The organism is Tenacibaculum pacificus (assembly GCF_027941775.1).
GTDB classification, from domain to species: domain Bacteria; phylum Bacteroidota; class Bacteroidia; order Flavobacteriales; family Flavobacteriaceae; genus Polaribacter; species Polaribacter pacificus_A.
This window is the reverse complement of the sequence record NZ_CP115917.1, coordinates 2,214,509-2,235,305: the sequence shown is the minus strand read 5'-3', so window position 1 is coordinate 2,235,305 and position 20,797 is coordinate 2,214,509. Positions and strand designations below refer to the sequence as shown.

Sequence of the window (20,797 nt, the reverse complement as noted above, 5' to 3'; positions counted from 1 at the left end):
TAGTACTATAATTAACATTTTATTAACATTTCTTTAGATGCTATATACTCATGTAATTTTCAAAAAAAAGCTGTAAATTGCCTACAAACACAGTTCTAATGAAGTTTACACCTCGAAAAATAAATTTTTTCACTTTATTTAAATTGCCTTCTGCATATATCTGTGGAATTAGAGTTAAGTTTATTTCTGATGAAAAATCAGAAGTAAGCGTAAAACATCGTTGGATAAATCAGAATCCTTTTAATAGTATGTTTTGGGCGGTACAAGGAATGGCAGCCGAGTTATCTACAGGTATTTTAGTGATGCAGGCTATTGATAAATCTAATAGAAAAGTATCCATGTTAGTAACTAATATGAATGCTACTTTTACTAAAAAAGCTACAGGTAGAATTTATTTTAAATGTAATGATGGATTGGTTATAAAAAGAGCAATTCAAAAATCGATTGAAACAGGTGAAGGGCAAACTATTTTAGTTACATCGGAAGGAATTAATGAAGATGGTATTTCTGTATCTAAATTTCAATTTGAATGGAGTTTAAAAGTAAAGTCATAATAAAAAATAACTCTTAATTCATTTGGTATAAAACTAAAAAAAACCGCTAATTAGCGGTTTTTTTTAGTTTTTGAAATGATGATTTATATACCTAATTCATCAAATATGTCAATTAACTTTTCTCCTTGAGAAGGTGCAGGTGCATTAGGACTTACAATATTTCCATTAGGATCAATAATAATGAATTTAGGCAATCCTTTTATTAAGAATTTTTGGGCCCATTCTAAATCCCCTTGTTTTTTACCGCTAAACAACTGTATTCCAGTCATTTCTCTATCAATTATTGTTTGTTTCCATTTTTCATGTTGCTTTTTATCATCAACACTAATACTTACAAACGTAATATTTTTTCCGTGGTACTCTTCTTCTAAATTTTTTAGTAAAGGAATTTCTCTTTTACAAAAAGCACACCAAGTTGCCCAAACATCAATGTATAAATAGTTTCCTTTATTTAATAAATCATCTAAAGAAGTTGTTCCTCCATTATAATTTTCAAAATTTGAAAACTTTGGTGCGGGTTGTCCTTTAGCAGTTGTTTTTAATATGTTATATGTTTTTGAAATAAATTCTTTATGCTCTTTATTAGTAGAGTATGTCATAAATTTATCATGATACTCTTTTAAATTATCAGTATAAGTGATATCATTTTTAGCCTTTTTGTATATTAAATCATTTTTAGCTAAACTATCATTAACTATTGTTTCTACAGTTTCTAAATAAGTTAAAGGAAAATCACCACCTTCTTCGTTTTTTTCTTGTGCTATAGCGTATAGTTGGGTTTCTAACATTTTACGGTAAGAATATGAGCTTACATAATCATCACCACTACTGTAATTGAAATTTTTAAGAGGATCAGGGAAATCTTCAGAAACTGTAAAATCTTCATTTTCTGTTAAAGCACCATAGTAATCTTGGTAATTACTTAAGTTTCTTAAATATTCATATTCAATACTTTTAACTTCTTTTTTCAAGAAATCTGTAGGTAAATTATTAGAAACTGATAACTCAATTAAAGCATCTTTATATTCTTTCATTTTATCTAAAAAATCACTTTCATCTAAAGAGAATAATTTGTTTGCATTTACTAGAATTTTAGAAAATGTTATCTTTTTATCAGCTAAATATTTATTAATATTAGCGTTAGTTCCTGTAAAATTAACCTCATTAATATCTTTATAATCAGCAATTATATTTGCATCTACAGTATCTTTAAGGTATAAGTCTAAACTTACTCTTCCTTTCTTAAGTATAAGTGCATAGTAATTATCTCTATTAATTTGTATAGTATCAGAAAAAGAACCTGTTTTTTTATCAACTTTTATCTTTTTTTCAAAGTTAAGACCTATTAAATTAATTTCTCTTTTTTTGAAGTTTTTAATTGTTCCTGATAAAACAAGATAATCTTTTACCGGTTTTTCTTCTTCTTTTTCACAAGACGAAATAGTAATTGCTATTAAGGCTAAAAGTAGTATTTTTTTCATCATTTACTATTTATTTAAAATAAGCTGTCAAAGTTACTTTTTTTAGATTTTTTATCAAAGATTTTAACAGGAATTTAATTTTTTTCTCTTTAAAACAGCTTTGTTTTAACACTATTTTTTATGATAGGTTATTAAAAAAACTCCTAAGTAGTAAACTTAGGAGTTTTTTTAATGGTTATTCTTCTATTTCTGTACGAGATTCTTCCGTTTTTGTACCTTTTTCTATATTGATAACAAGTTTATTATTTTTTTCATCTAAATCCATAGTGATAGTATCACCTTCATCTAATTTAGAATTTACAATTTCTTGAGCTAAAGCATCTTCAATATATTTTTGAATTGCTCTTTTTAAAGGTCTTGCACCATATTTTTTATCAAAACCTTTATCAGCAATATAATCTTTTGCTTTTTCGTTAAGTATTAATTTATATCCTAAATCAGCAATACGACTTAAAAGTTTTTCTAATTCAATGTCAATAATTTTATGAATATCTTCACGTTCTAATGAATTGAAAATAATAACATCATCAATACGATTTAAAAATTCGGGTGCAAATGATTTTTTTAAAGCACCTTCAATAATACTTTTTACATGAGCATCTTCTTGATCTTTTTTTGATGAAGTACCAAAACCAACACCTGAACCAAATTCTTTTACTTTACGAGCTCCGATATTAGAAGTCATAATAATAATAGTATTTCTAAAGTCAATTTTTCTTCCAAGACTGTCAGTGATATGTCCATCATCTAACACTTGTAAAAGCATATTAAATACATCAGGATGTGCTTTTTCAATTTCATCTAAAAGAATTACAGAATAAGGTTTTCTTCTAACTTTTTCGGTTAATTGTCCACCTTCTTCGTATCCGACGTATCCTGGAGGCGCTCCAATTAATCTAGAGATAGCAAATTTTTCCATGTATTCACTCATGTCAATTCTAATTAAAGAGTCAGTAGAGTCAAATAATTCACGAGCTAATACTTTTGCTAATTGTGTTTTTCCAACTCCTGTTGAACCTAAAAATATAAACGACCCAATAGGTTTGTTAGGATCTTTTAATCCAACACGATTACGTTGTATTGCTTTTACAACTTTGGTAACTGCTTCATCTTGCCCGATAACTTTACCTTTAATCATATTAGGTAAATCAGCTAAACGATGACTTTCTGCTTCTGCAACTCTGTTTACAGGAATCCCTGTCATCATAGAAACTACTTCGGCAACATTATCTTCAGTAACAATTTCTCTATTTAATTTAGCGTCTTCTTCCCATTGATTTTCAGCGGATACTAAAGCTGTTTCAATGTTTTTTTCATCATCACGAAGCTTTGCAGCTTCTTCATATTTTTGTCCGCTAACTGCTCTCGTTTTTTGTTTACGAATTTCTTCTAATTTAGCCTCTAGTTCTAAAATTTGTTGAGGTACAACAATATTTGTGATATGAATTCTAGACCCTGCTTCATCTAAAGCATCAATAGCTTTGTCAGGTAAAAAACGATCTGTCATATAACGATTTGTAAGTTTTACACAGGCTTCTATAGCTTCATCAGTAAATGATACTTGATGATGCGCTTCATATTTCCCTTTAATATTATGTAAAATTTGTATCGTTTCCTCAACAGTTGTAGGCTCTACGATTACTTTTTGAAAACGACGTTCTAAAGCGCCATCTTTTTCAATATTTGTTCTGAATTCATCTAAAGTTGTAGCACCAATACATTGAATTTCTCCACGAGCTAAAGCAGGTTTCAACATATTTGAAGCATCTAAAGAACCTGTTGCGCCTCCTGCACCAACAATGGTGTGAATTTCATCAATAAATAAAATGATATCATCATTCTTTTCTAACTCATTCATTAATGCTTTCATACGTTCTTCAAACTGCCCTCTGTATTTTGTTCCAGCAACTAAGCTCGCTAAATCTAAAGAAACAATTCGTTTATCAAATAAAATTCTTGACACTTTTCGTTCTACAATTCTTAAAGCTAAACCTTCTGCAATTGCAGATTTACCAACACCAGGTTCTCCAATTAACATTGGATTATTTTTCTTTCTTCTGCTTAAAATTTGAGAAACACGTTCAATTTCTTTTATACGTCCAACAACAGGATCTAATTTACCTGCAATTGCGAATGCTGTTAAATCACGACCAAAATTGTCTAAAACAGGTGTTTTAGAACTCTTTACTTGTTTTCCTTTTGAAGATTGTTGACCAAAAGGATTTTGTTTATCTCTAGATGGCTCATCTTCAGAAGGTGTTTCAGCGATTGGAGACGAAAATTCATCGTCATCTATATGAAGTTCTTTATAAAGTGCTTTAGCATCTTCGTAAGTTACATCATATTTTTGAAGTAATTTTGTAGCAGGATCATTTTCATTACGTAAAATACATAATAGTAAATGTGCCGTGTCAATTGAATTACTTTGATATAATTTAGCTTCTAAAAACGTAGTTTTTATTGCTTTTTCTGCTTGTCTAGTAAGGTGCAAGTTCTTTTTTTCGATACTTGCTATTGATAATATAGCCGGGTTTAATTTTTCTAATTTATTGCGCATCAATTCTAAATCTACATCAAAAGTAGTTAAGATTTCGATTGCTTTACCGTCTCCTTTTTTAATCAAACCTAGCAATAGATGTTCTGTTCCAATAAAATCATGACCTAATCGTAAGGCTTCTTCTTTACTAAAAGTAATTACATCTTTAACCTGTGGTGAAAAATTATCTTCCATAAATTTAATTTGTATAAGTGTAAAGTTAGTAACTTTTTTTCTTTAAAGATAACAAAAAAAATGCCAATAATTTTTGAGACACATTCTGTCGTGTTAAATATACGCTGTTAATGTTTAAAAACTACTGATAAGCTTGGTTAAAACAATAAGTATAAATTTTGTATAAAAGAAGGCTTTGTGGTATCTTGCAATGTTTTAAAAAGTACAGCTGATTTTAGCGTATTTTGGAAATGAGTTTTATAAATTAAAGTTCATTTTTTTTAAAATGAAAATGACAACTAATATTTTAAACAAATATATATGGCAGATGGCGAAAAGTTGATTCCTATCAACATTGAAGAGCAAATGAAATCAGCGTATATCGATTATTCGATGTCCGTTATTGTATCAAGAGCATTACCAGATGTAAGAGATGGTTTAAAACCAGTTCATCGAAGAGTTTTATTCGGTATGCACGAACTAGGTATTAAGGCAACAGGATCATATAAAAAATCTGCAAGAATTGTAGGGGAAGTACTTGGTAAGTATCACCCACACGGAGATACTTCTGTATATGATTCTATGGTTCGTATGGCACAAAGTTGGAGTGTACGTTATATGATGGTTGATGGGCAAGGAAACTTCGGTTCTGTTGATGGAGATTCTCCAGCAGCAATGCGTTATACTGAGGTAAGAATGCAGAAAATATCAGAAGATATGCTTGCTGATATTGAAAAAGATACTGTTGATCATCGTTTAAATTTTGATGATACTTTACAAGAACCAACGGTATTACCAACTCGTATTCCTAACTTATTAGTAAACGGTGCGTCAGGTATTGCAGTAGGTATGGCAACAAATATGGCACCACACAATTTAACAGAAGTTGTTAACGGTACTATTGCTTATATCGAAAATAACGATATTGAAATTGATGAGCTAATGGAACACATCAAAGCGCCAGATTTTCCTACAGGAGGAACTATTTATGGTTATGAAGGTGTACGTGATGCTTTTCATACTGGTAGAGGGCGTATTGTGATGCGTGCTAAAACTAGTTTCGAAGAAGTAAAAGGAAGAGAATGTATCGTTGTTACTGAAATTCCTTATCAGGTGAACAAAGCAGAAATGATTAAAAAAACTGCGGAGTTAGTTAATGATAAAAAATTAGAAGGAATTGCGAATATTCGTGATGAATCTGATAGAAACGGAATGCGTATTGTTTATGTTTTAAAGCGTGATGCAATTCCTAATATCGTTTTAAATAAATTGTTTAAATATACTCAGTTACAAACATCATTTAGTGTTAATAATATTGCACTTGTAAATGGTCGTCCTGAACAATTAAACTTAAAAGAATTAATTCATTATTTTGTAGAACATAGACGTGAAGTTATTGTTCGTAGAACAGAATTTGAATTAAAGAAAGCTGAAGCAAGAGCCCATATTTTAGAAGGATTAATTATTGCTTCAGATAATATTGATGAGGTAATTAAAATTATCCGTGCCTCTAAAAATGGTGATGAAGCTCGTGAGAGTTTAATCAAGCGTTTTGAATTAACTGAAATTCAAGCTAAAGCCATTGTTGAAATGCGTTTACGTCAATTAACAGGCTTAGAGCAAGATAAATTACGTGGTGAGTTTGATGAAATAATGTTAACTATTATCGATTTAAAAGATATTTTAGCGAACGAACCAAGACGTTATCAAATAATTACAGATGAATTAACTCATATTAGAGATAAATATGGTGATGAACGTCGTTCTGTAATTCATTATGCTGGTGGAGATATGCGTATCGAAGATATGATACCAAACTCTAAAGTTGTAGTTACTATTTCGCATGCAGGATATGTAAAACGTACGAATCTTGATGAATATAAAGTTCAGAACAGAGGTGGACGTGGTCAAAAAGGAGCAACTACTCGTAATGAGGATTTCTTAGAGCATTTATTTGTTGGAACAAATCATCAGTATATGATGTTCTTTACTCAAAAAGGAAAAGTATTCTGGATGAGAGTGTATGAAATCCCCGAAGGAGGAAAGAATACCAAAGGTAGAGCAATGCAAAACTTAATCAACATTGAACCTGATGACAAAGTTAAAGCATTTTTAGTTACTGAAGACTTAAAAGATGAAGAGTACATCAATAGTCGTTACGTAATTATGGCAACTAAAAAAGGACAAGTTAAAAAGACTTCTTTAGAACAATATTCTCGTCCAAGAACTAATGGAATTAATGCGATTACTATTAAAGAAGGTGATGAGCTTTTAGAAGCTAAATTAACTACTGGAGATAGTCAGGTAATGTTAGCATTAAAATCGGGTAAATCTATCCGTTTTGAAGAAGCTAAAACTCGTCCGATGGGAAGAACTGCATCTGGAGTTCGTGGGATAAGTTTACAACGTGATAAAGATGAGGTAATAGGAATGATTGCTGTAAATGATATGGACAGTAATATTTTAGTGGTTTCTGAAAAAGGATACGGAAAAAGATCTAAATTAGAAGATTACCGTGTAACAAACCGTGGTGGAAAAGGTGTAAAAACTTTAAATATATCAGAAAAAACAGGAGAATTAGTAGCGATTAAAAACGTAGATGATTCAAATGATTTAATGATTATTAATAAATCGGGACTTACAATTCGTATGGCTGTTGAAGATTTACGTGTAATGGGTCGTGCAACACAAGGTGTTCGTTTAATTAATATTAAAGAAACAGATAGTATTGCTGCAGTAGCAAAAGTAATGCGTGAAGAAGAAGAGGTATCAGAAGAAATTGAAGTAGTCGAAGAGGCTCAAACAGAAACTGGCACGGAAATTGAAAATAATACAAACGAAGATCAAGAATAACAATAAATTTATAATTAAGATGAACAAACAACTAGTAACGCTTTCATTAGGTTTAATGTCATTAGGTTTAGTGGCTCAGAAATCAGAATTAAAATCAGCAGAGAAAGCTATAAAAAAACAAGACTTTAAAACGGCTATTACAATACTAAATTCGGCACAAGAAACAGTAATGAATAGCGGCCAAGATAAATATACATCTAAATTTTACTTTTTAAAAGGACAAGCATTAGCAGCAACAAAAAATTATGTAGAAGCAGCTTCTTCTTTTAAGTCATTGTCGGTGATTGCTAATAATAAATATAGTGCACAAGCAAAACCTATATTGAGTCAAATGATTCAAGACGTATCAGGAAAAGCCGTTGATTTATATAATAATAAAAAAGATTATAAAAGTGCAGCAGATAATTTTTATTTAACATATCTGCTAAGTCCTAAAGATACTTCATTTGCTTACAATGCAGCAATTTCAGCGACGCAAGCTAAAGAGTATGATACTGCTATTAAATATTATAAGGAGTTAAGAAAAGTTGGTTATACAGGTGTTGAAACTCAATACTTAGCAACTAGTACTTTAACTGGTGAAGTAGAAAATTTAGGTTCAAAGCAACAAAGAGATTTAATGGTTAGGTCTAAAAAATATATTAAACCTGAAAATAAATCTACAGAATCTAAAAATGCTCTTATTGTAAAAAATATTGCTTTGTTATTAAAAGAACAAGGTAAAACTGATGAAGCTATTGAAGCATTAGTAGAAGCAAGAAAAGCAAATCCGAAAGATTTAAATTTATTATTAAACGAAGCTGATATGTATATCAAGCTTAAACAAATGGATAAATTTGGAGCTTTAATGAAAGAAGCTATTGATTTAGACCCTACAAACCCAACATTATATTATAACTTAGGTGTTGTTAACTTTAATGAAGGTATGGTAGATGAGGCTAAAGGATATTACAAAAAAGCAATTGAGTTAAAACCTGATTACGGAGATGCTTATATGAATTTAGCAGTTGTTGTATTGAATAAAGATAAAGCAATTGTTGAGCAGATGAATAAGAATTTAGATAACTTTAAAAAGTATGATGCATTAGCATTAGAACAGAAAGAAGTTTATAAAGAAGCATTGCCATTTTTAGAAAAAGCAGATGCTATAAAAAGAAATAGTGATACTGTTAAAACATTAATGAACTTATACGAAGTTTTAGAAATGGAAGCGAAAGCAACTGAATTTAGAACTTTATATAAATCAATGAAATAGATTTTATTTAATATCATAAAAAAAACCGAAACTTTTGGAGTTTCGGTTTTTTTATATTCTTGTTTTAATTAAAAATTATTTAAAAATAACGTTTTATAACCCTTAATTTATGTGTATGATTATTAGTATCTACATTATAAATACCACTATGATCTAATTTATCAATACGAACTTTACCATGTGCGTGAATAATATTATTATCTTTTAAAATAATACCAACGTGTGTAATCTTACCTTCTTCATTATCAAAAAAAGCTAAATCGCCAGGTTCACTTTCTTGAATGAAATTTAAACTTCTACCTTGAGTAGCTTGCTCTCTTGCATCACGTAATAAATTATAACCACATAATTTATAGACAATTTGTGTAAAACCAGAACAATCAATACCAAAAGGAGATTTTCCACCCCATAAATATGGCGTATTTAAAAATAGAAAAGCAGTTTCAATAATTGCTAATTTTTCTAATTTTTGATGATAAACTTTTCCTTCATAAGAATAAAAAGTATTGTTTATATTAATTTTTTTATTTTGAAGAAAAGGAAGTCTAGCTCCTAATGGAATTGTAGTTAAATAACCTTTTTTATCGCTAATAAAATCAATTAATTCACCAGCGTAACTTTTATTTTCTTTGGATAAAGAATTATAAATATCTTCTGTAATTTCTTCGTATTGTTTATGGTCGATGTAACCTTCGTAATTATCAAAAGCTAGTCTAATTTTAACCCAGCTTCCAGTTTTTTCTAACACTTTAAAATGTTCACCAAATAATAATTGATTGACCATTTCTGAAGCATCAGAAGGTTCTAATCGAAGTGGTATTATACTTAAATTACAAATTCCGAAAGAGGTTAATTGCATTTATCTTTTTTATTAAAATTTATATTCTTTCGATTACCATTGCGCTAGCACCACCACCACCATTACAAATAGCAGCTGCTCCAATTTTAGTGTTATTTTGTTTTAATATTGATGTTAAAGCAATAACAATTCTTGCTCCAGAAACACCTAAAGGATGTCCTAAAGAAACAGCTCCACCATTTACATTTACTTTATCAGCAGATAATCCTAAAATTTTCATATTTGCTAAACCTACAATAGAAAAGGCTTCGTTTAATTCGAAACAATCAACATCATCAATTGAAATATTTGCTTTTGATAAGGCTTTTGGTAAAGCTTTGGCAGGTGCAGTTGTAAACCATTTTGGTTCGTGAGCTGCATCGGCATATCCTTTTATTTTAGCTAAAGGAGTGATGTTTAATTCCACAGCTTTTTCAGCAGACATTAACACTAATGCTGCGCCACCATCATTAATAGTAGAAGCATTTGCAGCAGTTACCGTTCCTTCTTTTGTGAAAGCAGCACGTAAAGCAGGAATTTTCTCCATTTTTACATTTTTATATTCTTCATCTTCAGAAAAAATAATTGGTTCACCACGACGTTGAGGTATTTCTACTGGTACAATTTCATCCGCATATTTACCTTCGTTCCAGGCATTTGCAGAACGTTTATAAGATTCGATAGCAAAAGCATCTTGATCTTCTCTAGAAAAATCATGAACAACGGCACATTCATCAGCACAAACTCCCATAGCTACTTGTTCATAAGCATCAACTAAGCCATCTTTTTGTAAGCCATCTTCCATAGTAATAGCACCAAATTTAGTCCCTGTTCTAGCGTGTTGATAATGAGGAATCATACTCATGTTTTCCATACCACCAGCAACTACAATTTCAGCATCACCTAAAGCAATTGTTTGAGCGGCTAACATGATAGCTTTCATTCCTGATGAACATACTTTATTTATAGTAGTACAAGGTACAGTATTAGGTATTCCAGCAAAAATAGCTGCCTGACGTGCAGGTGCTTGACCTAAACCAGCAGAAACTACATTTCCCATAAAAACTTCTTCAACCATTGCAGGGTTTAATTTGATTTTATCTAAAGCACCTTTAATTGCTACAGCACCTAATTTTGGTGCGGGTATGGTTGATAAAGATCCTAAAAAACTACCGATTGGTGTTCTTGCAACTGATACAATAACTACTTCTTTCATATGTTTGGGTATAATTTCTTCTGCTAAAATAACCATTTTATAACAAGTACTCAAATAATAGAGAAAGGTTATATTTACACTTCTAAATATAAAAAATGAACGATTTTATAAATAAGTTATATAAGAATAATGCTATTATTTATAAAGTATTATTGTTTTTGATTTCGGTAGTTGCAATCGTATATTTATTTCCTAAAAGAGGACAGTTTAAATATAATTACACACAAGCAAAACCTTGGCAGTATGAAAATTTATATGCTCCATTCGATTTTGCTATTGAAAAAACAACAGCTGAAGTTAGGCAGGAAACTAATGAAATTAAGGCTAATATTAAAAAGTATTTTGTTTATGATCAAAAAGTTTCAGCAAAAGTATTAAAGGTTTATAATGATAAGTTAATAACTTATGACTCGTTATCAATTAAAGATGTTGTTATTTTAAAAAAAATAGGTGCAGATATTATTCATAAAATATATGAATATGGGTTTTTAGATGATGCAAGTATAACAAAAGCTAATGAAGAAGAACTTATCGTTTTACGAAAAGGAAACTCTATTGATGATATTCTTTTTTCAAAATTAGTACAATCGAAAGATGTATTAAAACTTATTTCAGAGAATATTATTGAAGTTGATGTTTATCAAAAAAATATTATTTTAAATATTTTATCTGAAGCTATTCAATCAAATGTAGTATTTGATGTTAAATACAGCGAAAAAGAGTTAAATGAAGCCTTAAAAAGTATCTCTTATGCAAAAGGAAAAGTTTCTAAAGGAGAATTAATAGTCTTAAAAGGAGGTATTGTAGAAGGAAGGACGTTAACTATTTTAAAATCGTATGAAAAAGCATCAAGTTCACAACTTTTAACAAAGTCTAATTATAATTGGATTGTTTTTGGATATACTATTTTAGTTGCATTAGCATTGTTAATGCTGTTGTTATTTTTAGAAAAATATCGCTCAGAAATATTTAATGATAATAATAAAGTAACCTTTATTTTTTTCAATGTTTTTCTAATGATTTTAATACAAACTTTAGTTGTAAAATATAACTCAAGTTTTTTATATGTTGTTCCTTTAAGTATTTTGCCAATAGTATTAAAAACTTTTTTTGATGCCAGATTAGGTTTTTTTACACACGTACTTACTGTATTACTATTAGGATTTATTGTGCCTAATAGTTTTGAGTTTATATACCTACATATTATTGCAGGTATTGTAACAATATTAACTGTTTCAGAGTTATATAAAAGAGCTAGTTTGTTTATTTCGATAGGACGAATTACTTTAATTTATATGATTACTTATTTTGCTTTTTCTATTTTAAAAGAGGGGAGTGCCGATAAGATAAATTGGATGTATTTTGGATTATTTGCTGCAAACGGATTATTATCATTTTTAGCGGTATTCTTTATTTATTTTTATGAAAAATTATTTGGATTAGTTTCAGATGTTACTTTGTTAGAATTATCAAATACAAATTCTAAATTATTAAGAGATTTAAATGAAAAAGCTCCAGGAACTTTTCAGCATTCTATGCAGGTTGCAAATTTAGCCGAAGCCGCAGCAAATGAAATAGGCGCAAATTCAATGTTAGTAAGAACAGGAGCTTTATATCATGATATAGGTAAAATAGCAAATCCAATATATTTTGGCGAAAATCAATCGACAGGAGTAAATCCACACAACGATTTATCACCTAAAGATAGCGCTCAAATAATTTTAGAACATGTTATTAAAGGAATCGAAATAGCAAAGAAGCATAAATTACCAGACAGAATTATCGATTTTATTAGAACGCATCACGGAACAACAGTTACTTATTATTTTTATAAGCAAGAATTAGAAAATAATTCTGATGGAGAAGTCGATATTAAAAACTTTCAATACCGAGGACCAATTCCTTTTTCTAAAGAAACTGCAATTTTAATGATGTGTGATGCGGCTGAAGCTGCTTCAAAAAGTTTAAAAACCCCGACTGCCCAATCTATAGATAATTTAATAGATAAAATTATTGATAAGCAAAAAAGCGATAATCAGTTCGTAAATTCAGATATTACCTTTAGAGAGATAGAAAAAATAAAAAAAATTATTAAAAGTAAGTTAATGAGTATCTATCACTTACGAATAGAATATCCTGATTGATTAAAATTTTTTCAAAAAAAACTTGTGAGAACTTTTAATTAGATGTATATTTGCACTCGCAATTCTAAACTATTAATTTTAGTGGTTTTGAAGCACTCAGGAGAGATGGCAGAGTGGTAATGCAGCAGATTGCTAATCTGTAACCGGGTAACTGGTTCCAGGGTTCGAGTCCCTGTCTCTCCGCAATTAAGATGACTATTCGGGGTGTAGCGTAGCCCGGTCATCGCGCCTCGTTTGGGACGAGGAGGTCGCAGGTTCGAATCCTGCCACCCCGACACAGTTGTACGTAGCAACTTTAAAACTACGGGCTCTTAGCTCAGCTGGATAGAGCACCTCCCTTCTAAGGAGGCGGTCGGAGGTTCGAATCCTCCAGGGCTCACTCAAAGCTTCACTATTAATTTAGTGAGGCTTTTTTGTTGTTTATTATTTTCGTTATTCAATTACGTAGATATTATATTTAGTTAAGCACCTCATAAAGTCAAGAACTACGGCAAATCAGGATGTAAAGCTGAAATAAATTGAGCTTTACATATTTGGTTTTTCAACTATAAAATGTTTTTAAATGAAATTTAAACAGACTCTTGGTTTTGTTATCAATAAAAAAATAAGAATAACTGTAACAAAAATTGAATATAAGAGTCTTTATATAGTATATCAACAAAGAAAATATGAGTTTATTAAGAGTTTTATTAGCAATTGTTTTTCCACCGTTATCGGTTCTAGGAAAAGGTTGTGGATCAGTATTAATTGTATTTTTACTAACCCTTTGCGGTTGGATACCTGGGGTTATTGCAGCACTTATTATTTTAAATAAATCAGAATAAAAATGTGACCTTTTGTGAAAAATCGTGTCTAACTATATAGAAACGTGTTTTATAGAAGTATTATCAATGTTAGATAATAAAAAACAATTTTGATTTTAAAGTATAAGAAGTTAAAATAATCCCCTTTTACATATTGTATATTATTTGAAAAAAAGAAAGGCACTCATTGAGTGCCTTTTTTATTAGTTTAAAACTTCTTCTATAATTTTTCCAGTAGCACCATTCGGAAATTCAATTTGAAGTAAATTCGAAAGTGTTGGAGCAATATCTATAATTTCGTATTTCTTTTTTGAAGAACCTTTTTTAATTCCATTTCCATAAAAAATGATAGGAATATGTGTATCATACGAATATCCTGAACCGTGTGTAGTTCCTTTTTTAGGATAACTAACCGTTGATGGAGTAGGAACAAGCATTACATCGCCTGAAAACTTTTGATTATATCCGTTTTGTAACGAGTTTAAAATACCCGAAGTAAAAGAGGTTGTTTGTAAAGTCCTGGCTGTTGCCGTTTTGTAGATGCCTTTGTAATTAATTACTTCATCAGCAATTTTTTGAGCTACTTCATTTTTAGTTAAATTCAAGGTTTCAATTTTATCTTTATTTAAAAAAATCTGAAAGTTTGAAATATTTTCTACTAAATCATCTGAATTAAAATATTTTTTCGTGATATTATTTACAAACACTTTGAATTTTTTATAACTAAAATAATTTGCAGGAATTTTAACCGATTGCAAATAAGAAGGCACTTGTACCGCAGCATGATCGGCAGTTAAAAACAAAGTGTAATTTCCTTTTCCAATTTGAGTATCTAAAAATTTAAAAAGAGATGCTAAATCTTTATCTAAACGTAAATAAGTATCTTGAGTTTCTTTTGATGCAACACCAAATTGATGACCAACATAATCAGTAGAAGAATAACTAACCGTTAAAAAATCGGTATAATTAGATTTCCCTAAGTTTTCGCCAATAATAGCTGCTTTTGTAAAATCGGTAGTTAATGAGTTTCCAGCAGGAATTCCTTTTATAATACTGTAATTTTTATTTTTACTTCTTAATTCAGGGATATTATGAGGGAATACAGGTTTTTTTTCTCCTTTAAAAGGTTCTTCAAAATTGTTGTCATCGGTAATACTTTCGGTGTAAGTATTTATATCATATAATGTTTCCCATGGCTGACTTAAATAGGTGTCAATTATTTTATCTTGATTAAATTTTCGAACCCAATTAGGTAGTTTATCTATATAATACGAAGAGGTAATCCAATCACCTTTACTACCGCCATCAAACCAATAAGCCGCATTTGCTGTGTGACCCGCAGGTAAAATAGCCGAACGATCTTTTATAGCGATACCAATAGTTTTTCCGTTCAATGTTTTGGGCTAATCTTAATTGATCGGTAATACTTGTACTTAACATTCTTTTTGGCGATTTTTTCCCGCCTTTACCATCGTTTCCAATAGTTTTATAATTACTATCATCAACACAATAAATAGTTTCTTTTAAAAATTTATCATACCAATAATTACTGATTATTGCATGATTTACAGGTGTTGTACCCGTATAAATAGAAGCATGTCCAACAGCAGTATAAGTAGGAATGTAGTTATAGTGTGCATTTTCAAGCGAAAAACCACTTTTTAATAGGCGATTAAAACCATCTTTACCGTATTTAGTAGCAAAGCGAGTAAGGTAATCATAACGCATTTGATCAATAACAATACCTACAACTAGTTTAGGTTTTTTAGGTGTTTTCTTTTTGATAGTAGTAAAACTAGATAAACAAACGATAGCTAAAATAGCTATGGGGACTAATTTTTTCATTCTAAATTTTAAAAGTTATAAATCCAAAGGTAGGAAGAAAAGCATACTAAAACTGATAATAAAGCTAAGAGTTAATGGTTTTTTAATACTTTAGCAAAAAGAAAAATAGATTCGTTTAAATGAACTACATTGAACATACAGGTAAGTATATTTTAATGCTAAAACAAGTTTTTACAAAACCACAACGTTCACGTGTTTTTAAAGAAGCTTTGTTTAGAGAAATTGATGAATTAGGACTTAAATCGTTAGGTATTATTTCGTTTATTTCATTTTTTATAGGTGGTGTAATAGCATTGCAAACCGCTTTAAGTTTAGATAGTCCTTTTATTCCAGATTCATTAATAGGATTTGCGGCTAAACGTTCTATGATTTTAGAGTTTGCACCTACATTCTGTTCTATTATTTTAGCAGGAAAAGTAGGGTCGTATATTACATCAAGTATCGGTTCTATGAGAGTTACAGAGCAAATTGATGCTTTAGAGGTAATGGGAATTAATTCTTTAAATTATTTAGTATTACCTAAAATAATAGCGACCATATTTTTTTATCCTTTTCTGATAGTTTTAGCAATGTTTCTAGGGATTTTTGGAGGTTGGCTTACAGGAATGCTTTCAGGGTTATTCTCAGGTGTAGATTATATTATAGGAATACAAATGGATTTTAACCCATTTTTGATAACCTATGCCATGATAAAAACATTAATTTTCGCCTTTTTAATAGCAACAGTTCCTGCATATCATGGTTATTATGTTAAAGGAGGTTCGTTAGAAGTAGGTAAGGCGAGTACACAATCTGTAGTTTGGACAACCGTACTTATTGTAATTGCGAATTATTTATTAACTCAAATGTTATTAACATAAATGATAGAAGTAAATAACTTATATAAAGGTTTTAACGGTGTTGAAATTTTAAAAGGAATTAGCACTACTTTTTTACCTGGAGAAACTAGTTTAATTATAGGGAAAAGTGGTTCAGGAAAAACTGTTTTTTTAAAATCATTAATAGGATTACACATTCCTGAAAAAGGTACTGTTGTTTATGATGGTAGAGTAAATACAGAAATGAAGCCAAAAGATAAGCGAAATTTCCGTAAAGAAATAGGCGTGGTTTTTCAAGGAAGTGCTTTATTTGATTCGCAAACAGTTGAAGAAAATATTATGTTTCCTTTAAAAATGTTTACCAAGCAGTCAGAAAGTGAAATGTTAGACAGAGTTAATTTTGTTTTAAATCGTGTAAACTTAGAAAACTCGAATAAAAAATTTCCAGCGGAATTATCAGGAGGAATGCAAAAACGAGTAGCCATTGCAAGAGCAATTGTTATGAATCCTAAATATTTATTTTGTGATGAGCCTAACTCAGGTTTAGACCCACAAACAGCAACGGTAATAGATAACTTAATTCAAGAAATTACAGATGAGTATAAAATAACAACTATTATTAATACACATGATATGAATTCTGTGATGGAAATAGGAGAGAAGATCGTTTTTCTTCAAAATGGCTTAAAAGCATGGGAAGGTTCACAGAAAGAAATTTTTAGAACAGAGAATGAAGCAGTGGTAGACTTCGTGTATTCGTCTAATTTGTTTAAAAAAGTACGTCAAGCTTATTTATTAGAAAAATAATTGTAATGTTAAGCAATTGTAAAACAATAGTATATAAAAAGGTTTTAAAAATAGTTTAAATTTTTTATAAAAAAGTTTTGTAAGATTGAAAATAGCTTGTATATTTGCAACCGCTAAGCAGAAAACAAACAATGACCTGGTAGCTCAGTTGGTAGAGCATCTCCCTTTTAAGGAGAGGGTCCTGGGTTCGAGCCCCAGCCCGGTCACTAAAAAGCTTCTCTTCTTATAAGAGAAGCTTTTGTTTTTTTGCAAAGCTTTGGGGAGATACCAAAGCGGCCAACTGGGACGGACTGTAACTCCGTTGTCTTACGACTTCGCAGGTTCGAATCCTGCTCTCCCCACTAAAAAACCTCAATCTTTTTTAAGATTGAGGTTTTTTTATGTGATACTTTTTTATATTGATTTCAGATATTACCCACAAACTTTACAATCACCTTTATCTTGTATTTCTCCAACGAGTTTACCATCTTCATTTAATACAAAACCACAACAGTCCATAAAACCTTTTGCTATTAGTTTTCTAGCGCGTTGAATTTGCGATTTAGTAGTTGATAAACTTTGTTTTAGAGTATCAGCAACTTCTTGTTGTTTTAAGCCTTTAATATCTGATAAAAATAAAGGATCTCTATATGTTTTAGGTAAGTTTTTTAAGATGCCACGTAAACAATCTTGTTCAGTATGTATTTCTTCTTTTATGATTGTTTCCGTTTCAAAATTAGCCAATTCAAAAGTTTTATTGGTACTTTTAAAATAATCCATTATAGCGTTTCTAGCAATGGTAAAAATCCAAGATTTTAACTTAGTGATATCTTTTAAGGTATGTAGTTTTGTGTGTATTTTGATAAAAGTGTCTTGCAAAATATCATCCGTAGCTGTAGTACTTTTAACCTTACTTAAGATAAAGTATTTAACATCATCAGCATATTTTTTCCAAACTTGATTTGTCGTCATTTTATAAATTTACAAAAAATGTCATTACAAAGCCAAAATTAATTTGTGCCTTGTAACGACAAAAGTTAACAAATATTAGATTTAGCAATTACAATTATTGCAAGAACAGTTTTCGCAAGTACAATTAGAACAGCTTCCTGTTTTACATCCGTTACAATTACAAGTACATTGATTTTTATATTTCATGATGTTTATCTTTTAAGTTCATATAGTAGACTTTTTAAAGCTTAAAAAGATGCAATTATTTCTGAAAAATAAAATAAATATATTTTATAAAAGATAAAAAGAGACTTGAAAATGATTTTTTCAAGTCTCTTTTTTATTAATATTATTCTGATATCAAATAATATTTTTATTTAAAAAGATAGGTTTTTAATGCACTTTTAATAATTCGATATCAAAAATTAAAACAGAACCTCCAGGTATTTGTTTGTTTGATGATACTCCGTATCCTAATTTAGATGGAATTAATAAAACACCATTTCCTCCTTCTTTAAAATAGGTAATTCCTTCTCTCCATCCTTCTATTACTTGTTGTAAATTAGTTTTATAACCTGTTGAATTTTGATCAAAAGTTTTTCCATCTAAAAAATAACCTTTATAATTTACTGTTACCGTTGAGTTTGAACTTGGTTTAGTACCATTTCCTTCAGATTCTATGACATAATATAATCCTGAATTACTTCTTTTAGCGGTTAAATTATTATCAGCAATGTATTTAATAATATCAGCTTCGTTTTGTGCATCAAAATTAAGGTTGTCGTCGCTACTGCAAGAAAATAAAGTTATAATTAGTGTTAGTAAAGATATTAATTTTTTCATTTAGTTGTTTTTAAGAGGGTATATATTTATAATAATTAAGGCTGAATTTTTTACAAGATAGTATCAAATTTCCAAGTTAAGCCAGCCATAGCTTGAAAACCTTGTACATTAAAACTATTAAATCTTTGATAGTTTGTGTTTAATACATTGTTCAGGTTTAAAAATACAGAAAATGAATCATTAAAATGATAACCACCATTAAAATTGATATCAAAATAACTTTCTAAATTAACTGTAGTAAAAGTTTTTTCAGGTAAAATATTGTATAATTTTCCTTTTCGTTCTCCAACAAAAAATAAGTTTGTACCTGCAAACCATTTACCTGTTTTATAAGTTCCGAAGAATTCTCCTTTCATTTCGGGTGTATTCCAAGGTTCTAATTCTTCATTTGTTAAAGTAAATTGATTAAACTCACCATTTAATCCAATACTTAAGTTTTTAATTCCATCAAAAGCAAGTTCACCAAAGAAAGTGATTGCTTTAATATCATCATATTCTGTTTTAAAAGAATTTCCATATTCATATCCTAAGAAAGAAAAAGCGTCAGTTCCTGCGTTGTTCGTTCCGTCTGATTTTGATTGATTCAATGCAAAAAATGGATTATTTTCAATATCGGCATAACTTCCTTTAATATTATAACTAAATTGATGCTTTAATTTACCTCTAATACCTCCAAAAGCTTCATACTTATTTGTTTGTAATAAGTTTTGAGTAGGAGAGATGTATGGATTTTTTGTAGCTAAACTATGATAAGTATTTGTTTTTAAATCGCCTGAAGCCCCTATAAAAATATCTAAAGCATCTTTTACAATAGGATACGAAATTTCAATATCAGGATAGATTAAAAATTGATTTTCACTTTTTTCCATATCCATAGAAAAATAAGATTTTGCACCTATTTTTACAGATATATCATACGCTAAAAATTTATAAGTAGGATGAACTCCAAAGTTAAAAAAGCTATATTTTAATTGCTCTTGAGTTTCATAATTATTTTCAAAACTAGTACCTAAATAACTTAGAGTCGTATTTATATGTAGGTCGTTTAATTCACGATAGATATTATCTAAAGGAAATTTAAATAGTGCATTTCCATCGATTAAAAACTCACTACTTTCTAAGATATCAGAAAAAAGAGAAGCGGACATTTTTACTTCTTCAAGAGAAGAATCATCCATTTTAATTTCACCAAAAACTTTAAAATAGTTGTATGCTTGTTCAGGCTCTATACGGCTAATTGTAGCCTTGTTGTCAACTGTTGCTTCAGTAGGAAAAATATTTGTAGGTAAACCATACCAATTATGTTTGTTTCGTTCTCCATTAACACCTGCTTTCCAGCTATAATAACGCTCATTTTGTGCGTAGAATAAATTTAACCCTACGTTATAATAAGTACTACTAAGAGGTATTTCTTCAACAGGATCGGCAGAAAGTAAAAACTTTAAATGCGCACCAAACTCACCACCATAACCAGTTTCATTTCTGATATATGCTTCAACAAAAGGCGTCATTTTAGTACCAAAACCAAGCGAAAGATAATTAGGATATAATTCTTCTCTTTTACCTAAGTCAATTTTTTTCATAACACCACTTTTAGGAATAAAAGTAGAAGCTACAGGCACAGAGAATATTGTGTATTCAAGTGCTTTTTTCTGAGTTTCTTTTGAATGTGTTATTAATGGTTTTTGTTTTATTTTAAA

At 29.7% G+C, this 20,797-nt stretch carries 16 protein-coding genes and 5 tRNA genes; 12 read left to right on the top strand and 9 right to left on the bottom strand.

Annotated elements, in window-relative coordinates; genetic code table 11:
* Positions 1 to 98 precede the first annotated feature (98 nt).
* Positions 99 to 554: a DUF4442 domain-containing protein gene (locus PG913_RS10170; RefSeq protein WP_271230609.1), complete on the top strand. Its 456-nt coding sequence runs from the start codon at positions 99 to 101 to the stop codon at positions 552 to 554.
* An 83-nt stretch (positions 555 to 637) separates the two neighbouring features.
* Here the strand turns inward: PG913_RS10170 and PG913_RS10165 are convergent, their stop codons facing one another.
* Together PG913_RS10165 and PG913_RS10160 are read right to left on the bottom strand one after the other, a co-directional pair.
* Entirely contained in the window at positions 638 to 2,038 is a 1,401-nt protein-coding gene (locus tag PG913_RS10165; RefSeq protein WP_271230608.1) for a TlpA family protein disulfide reductase, read from the bottom strand.
* Positions 2,039 to 2,210: 172 nt separating this feature from the next.
* Complete coding sequence (locus PG913_RS10160) at positions 2,211 to 4,766, bottom strand: ATP-dependent Clp protease ATP-binding subunit (protein WP_271230607.1); 2,556 nt, start codon at positions 4,764 to 4,766, stop codon at positions 2,211 to 2,213.
* Between the two features lie 300 nt (positions 4,767 to 5,066).
* Between PG913_RS10160 and gyrA the strand changes: the two genes are divergently transcribed.
* Together gyrA and PG913_RS10150 are read left to right on the top strand one after the other, a co-directional pair.
* A complete protein-coding gene (gyrA, locus tag PG913_RS10155; RefSeq protein ID WP_271230606.1) occupies positions 5,067 to 7,598 on the top strand; it encodes a DNA gyrase subunit A in 2,532 nt (843 codons plus the stop codon).
* 19 nt (positions 7,599 to 7,617) lie between these two features.
* Positions 7,618 to 8,853 carry a tetratricopeptide repeat protein gene (locus PG913_RS10150; RefSeq protein WP_271230605.1) on the top strand — a complete coding sequence of 412 codons (1,236 nt, stop codon included), beginning with the start codon at positions 7,618 to 7,620 and terminating at the stop codon, positions 8,851 to 8,853.
* A 79-nt stretch (positions 8,854 to 8,932) separates the two neighbouring features.
* Here the strand turns inward: PG913_RS10150 and PG913_RS10145 are convergent, their stop codons facing one another.
* Both PG913_RS10145 and PG913_RS10140 read right to left on the bottom strand, forming a co-directional pair.
* A complete protein-coding gene (locus PG913_RS10145) occupies positions 8,933 to 9,712 on the bottom strand; it encodes a C40 family peptidase (protein WP_271230604.1) in 780 nt (259 codons plus the stop codon).
* A 19-nt stretch (positions 9,713 to 9,731) separates the two neighbouring features.
* Complete coding sequence (locus PG913_RS10140; RefSeq protein WP_271232162.1) at positions 9,732 to 10,907, bottom strand: acetyl-CoA C-acyltransferase; 1,176 nt, start codon at positions 10,905 to 10,907, stop codon at positions 9,732 to 9,734.
* 95 nt (positions 10,908 to 11,002) lie between these two features.
* Here PG913_RS10140 and PG913_RS10135 point away from each other — a divergent pair, with 95 nt between their 5' ends.
* The 5 genes from PG913_RS10135 (at position 11,003) to PG913_RS10115 (ending at position 13,875) form a co-directional block, all read left to right on the top strand.
* Complete coding sequence (locus tag PG913_RS10135; RefSeq protein ID WP_271230603.1) at positions 11,003 to 13,051, top strand: HD family phosphohydrolase; 2,049 nt, start codon at positions 11,003 to 11,005, stop codon at positions 13,049 to 13,051.
* A gap of 99 nt (positions 13,052 to 13,150) precedes the next feature.
* Positions 13,151 to 13,234: transfer RNA gene (locus tag PG913_RS10130), tRNA-Ser, on the top strand.
* 17 nt (positions 13,235 to 13,251) lie between these two features.
* A tRNA-Pro gene (locus tag PG913_RS10125) sits at positions 13,252 to 13,326 on the top strand.
* 30 nt (positions 13,327 to 13,356) lie between these two features.
* Positions 13,357 to 13,430, top strand: a tRNA-Arg gene (locus PG913_RS10120).
* Positions 13,431 to 13,719: 289 nt separating this feature from the next.
* On the top strand, positions 13,720 to 13,875 hold the full coding sequence (locus tag PG913_RS10115; protein WP_271230602.1) for a YqaE/Pmp3 family membrane protein: 156 nt from the start codon (positions 13,720 to 13,722) through the stop codon (positions 13,873 to 13,875).
* A gap of 182 nt (positions 13,876 to 14,057) precedes the next feature.
* Here PG913_RS10115 and PG913_RS10110 read toward each other — a convergent pair whose 3' ends face one another.
* Positions 14,058 to 15,248, bottom strand: a complete 1,191-nt coding sequence (locus PG913_RS10110) for an alkaline phosphatase family protein (RefSeq protein ID WP_333780756.1) — start codon at positions 15,246 to 15,248, stop codon at positions 14,058 to 14,060.
* Positions 15,160 to 15,699 carry an alkaline phosphatase family protein gene (locus tag PG913_RS12960; protein ID WP_333780755.1) on the bottom strand — a complete coding sequence of 180 codons (540 nt, stop codon included), beginning with the start codon at positions 15,697 to 15,699 and terminating at the stop codon, positions 15,160 to 15,162. Before PG913_RS12960 ends, PG913_RS10110 begins: the two co-directional genes overlap by 89 nt.
* Before the next feature lie 119 nt (positions 15,700 to 15,818).
* Between PG913_RS12960 and PG913_RS10105 the strand changes: the two genes are divergently transcribed.
* From PG913_RS10105 to PG913_RS10090, 4 genes are all read left to right on the top strand, one after another.
* Positions 15,819 to 16,559 carry an MlaE family ABC transporter permease gene (locus PG913_RS10105; protein ID WP_271230601.1) on the top strand — a complete coding sequence of 247 codons (741 nt, stop codon included), beginning with the start codon at positions 15,819 to 15,821 and terminating at the stop codon, positions 16,557 to 16,559.
* A complete protein-coding gene (locus PG913_RS10100) occupies positions 16,560 to 17,324 on the top strand; it encodes an ABC transporter ATP-binding protein (protein ID WP_271230600.1) in 765 nt (254 codons plus the stop codon).
* 133 nt (positions 17,325 to 17,457) lie between these two features.
* A tRNA-Lys gene (locus tag PG913_RS10095) sits at positions 17,458 to 17,530 on the top strand.
* 52 nt (positions 17,531 to 17,582) lie between these two features.
* A tRNA-Tyr gene (locus PG913_RS10090) sits at positions 17,583 to 17,665 on the top strand.
* Positions 17,666 to 17,735: 70 nt separating this feature from the next.
* Here PG913_RS10090 and PG913_RS10085 read toward each other — a convergent pair.
* The 3 genes from PG913_RS10085 to PG913_RS10075 all read right to left on the bottom strand — a co-directional run bounded on the left by PG913_RS10085 (position 17,736) and on the right by PG913_RS10075 (position 20,680).
* Positions 17,736 to 18,275 (bottom strand): sigma-70 family RNA polymerase sigma factor, encoded by a 540-nt coding sequence (locus tag PG913_RS10085; RefSeq protein ID WP_271230599.1) that lies wholly within the window; start codon positions 18,273 to 18,275, stop codon positions 17,736 to 17,738.
* Positions 18,276 to 18,647: 372 nt separating this feature from the next.
* Positions 18,648 to 19,097 (bottom strand): FKBP-type peptidyl-prolyl cis-trans isomerase, encoded by a 450-nt coding sequence (locus PG913_RS10080; RefSeq protein WP_271230598.1) that lies wholly within the window; start codon positions 19,095 to 19,097, stop codon positions 18,648 to 18,650.
* A 50-nt stretch (positions 19,098 to 19,147) separates the two neighbouring features.
* Complete coding sequence (locus PG913_RS10075; protein WP_271230597.1) at positions 19,148 to 20,680, bottom strand: TonB-dependent receptor; 1,533 nt, start codon at positions 20,678 to 20,680, stop codon at positions 19,148 to 19,150.
* Positions 20,681 to 20,797: the final 117 nt, after the last annotated feature.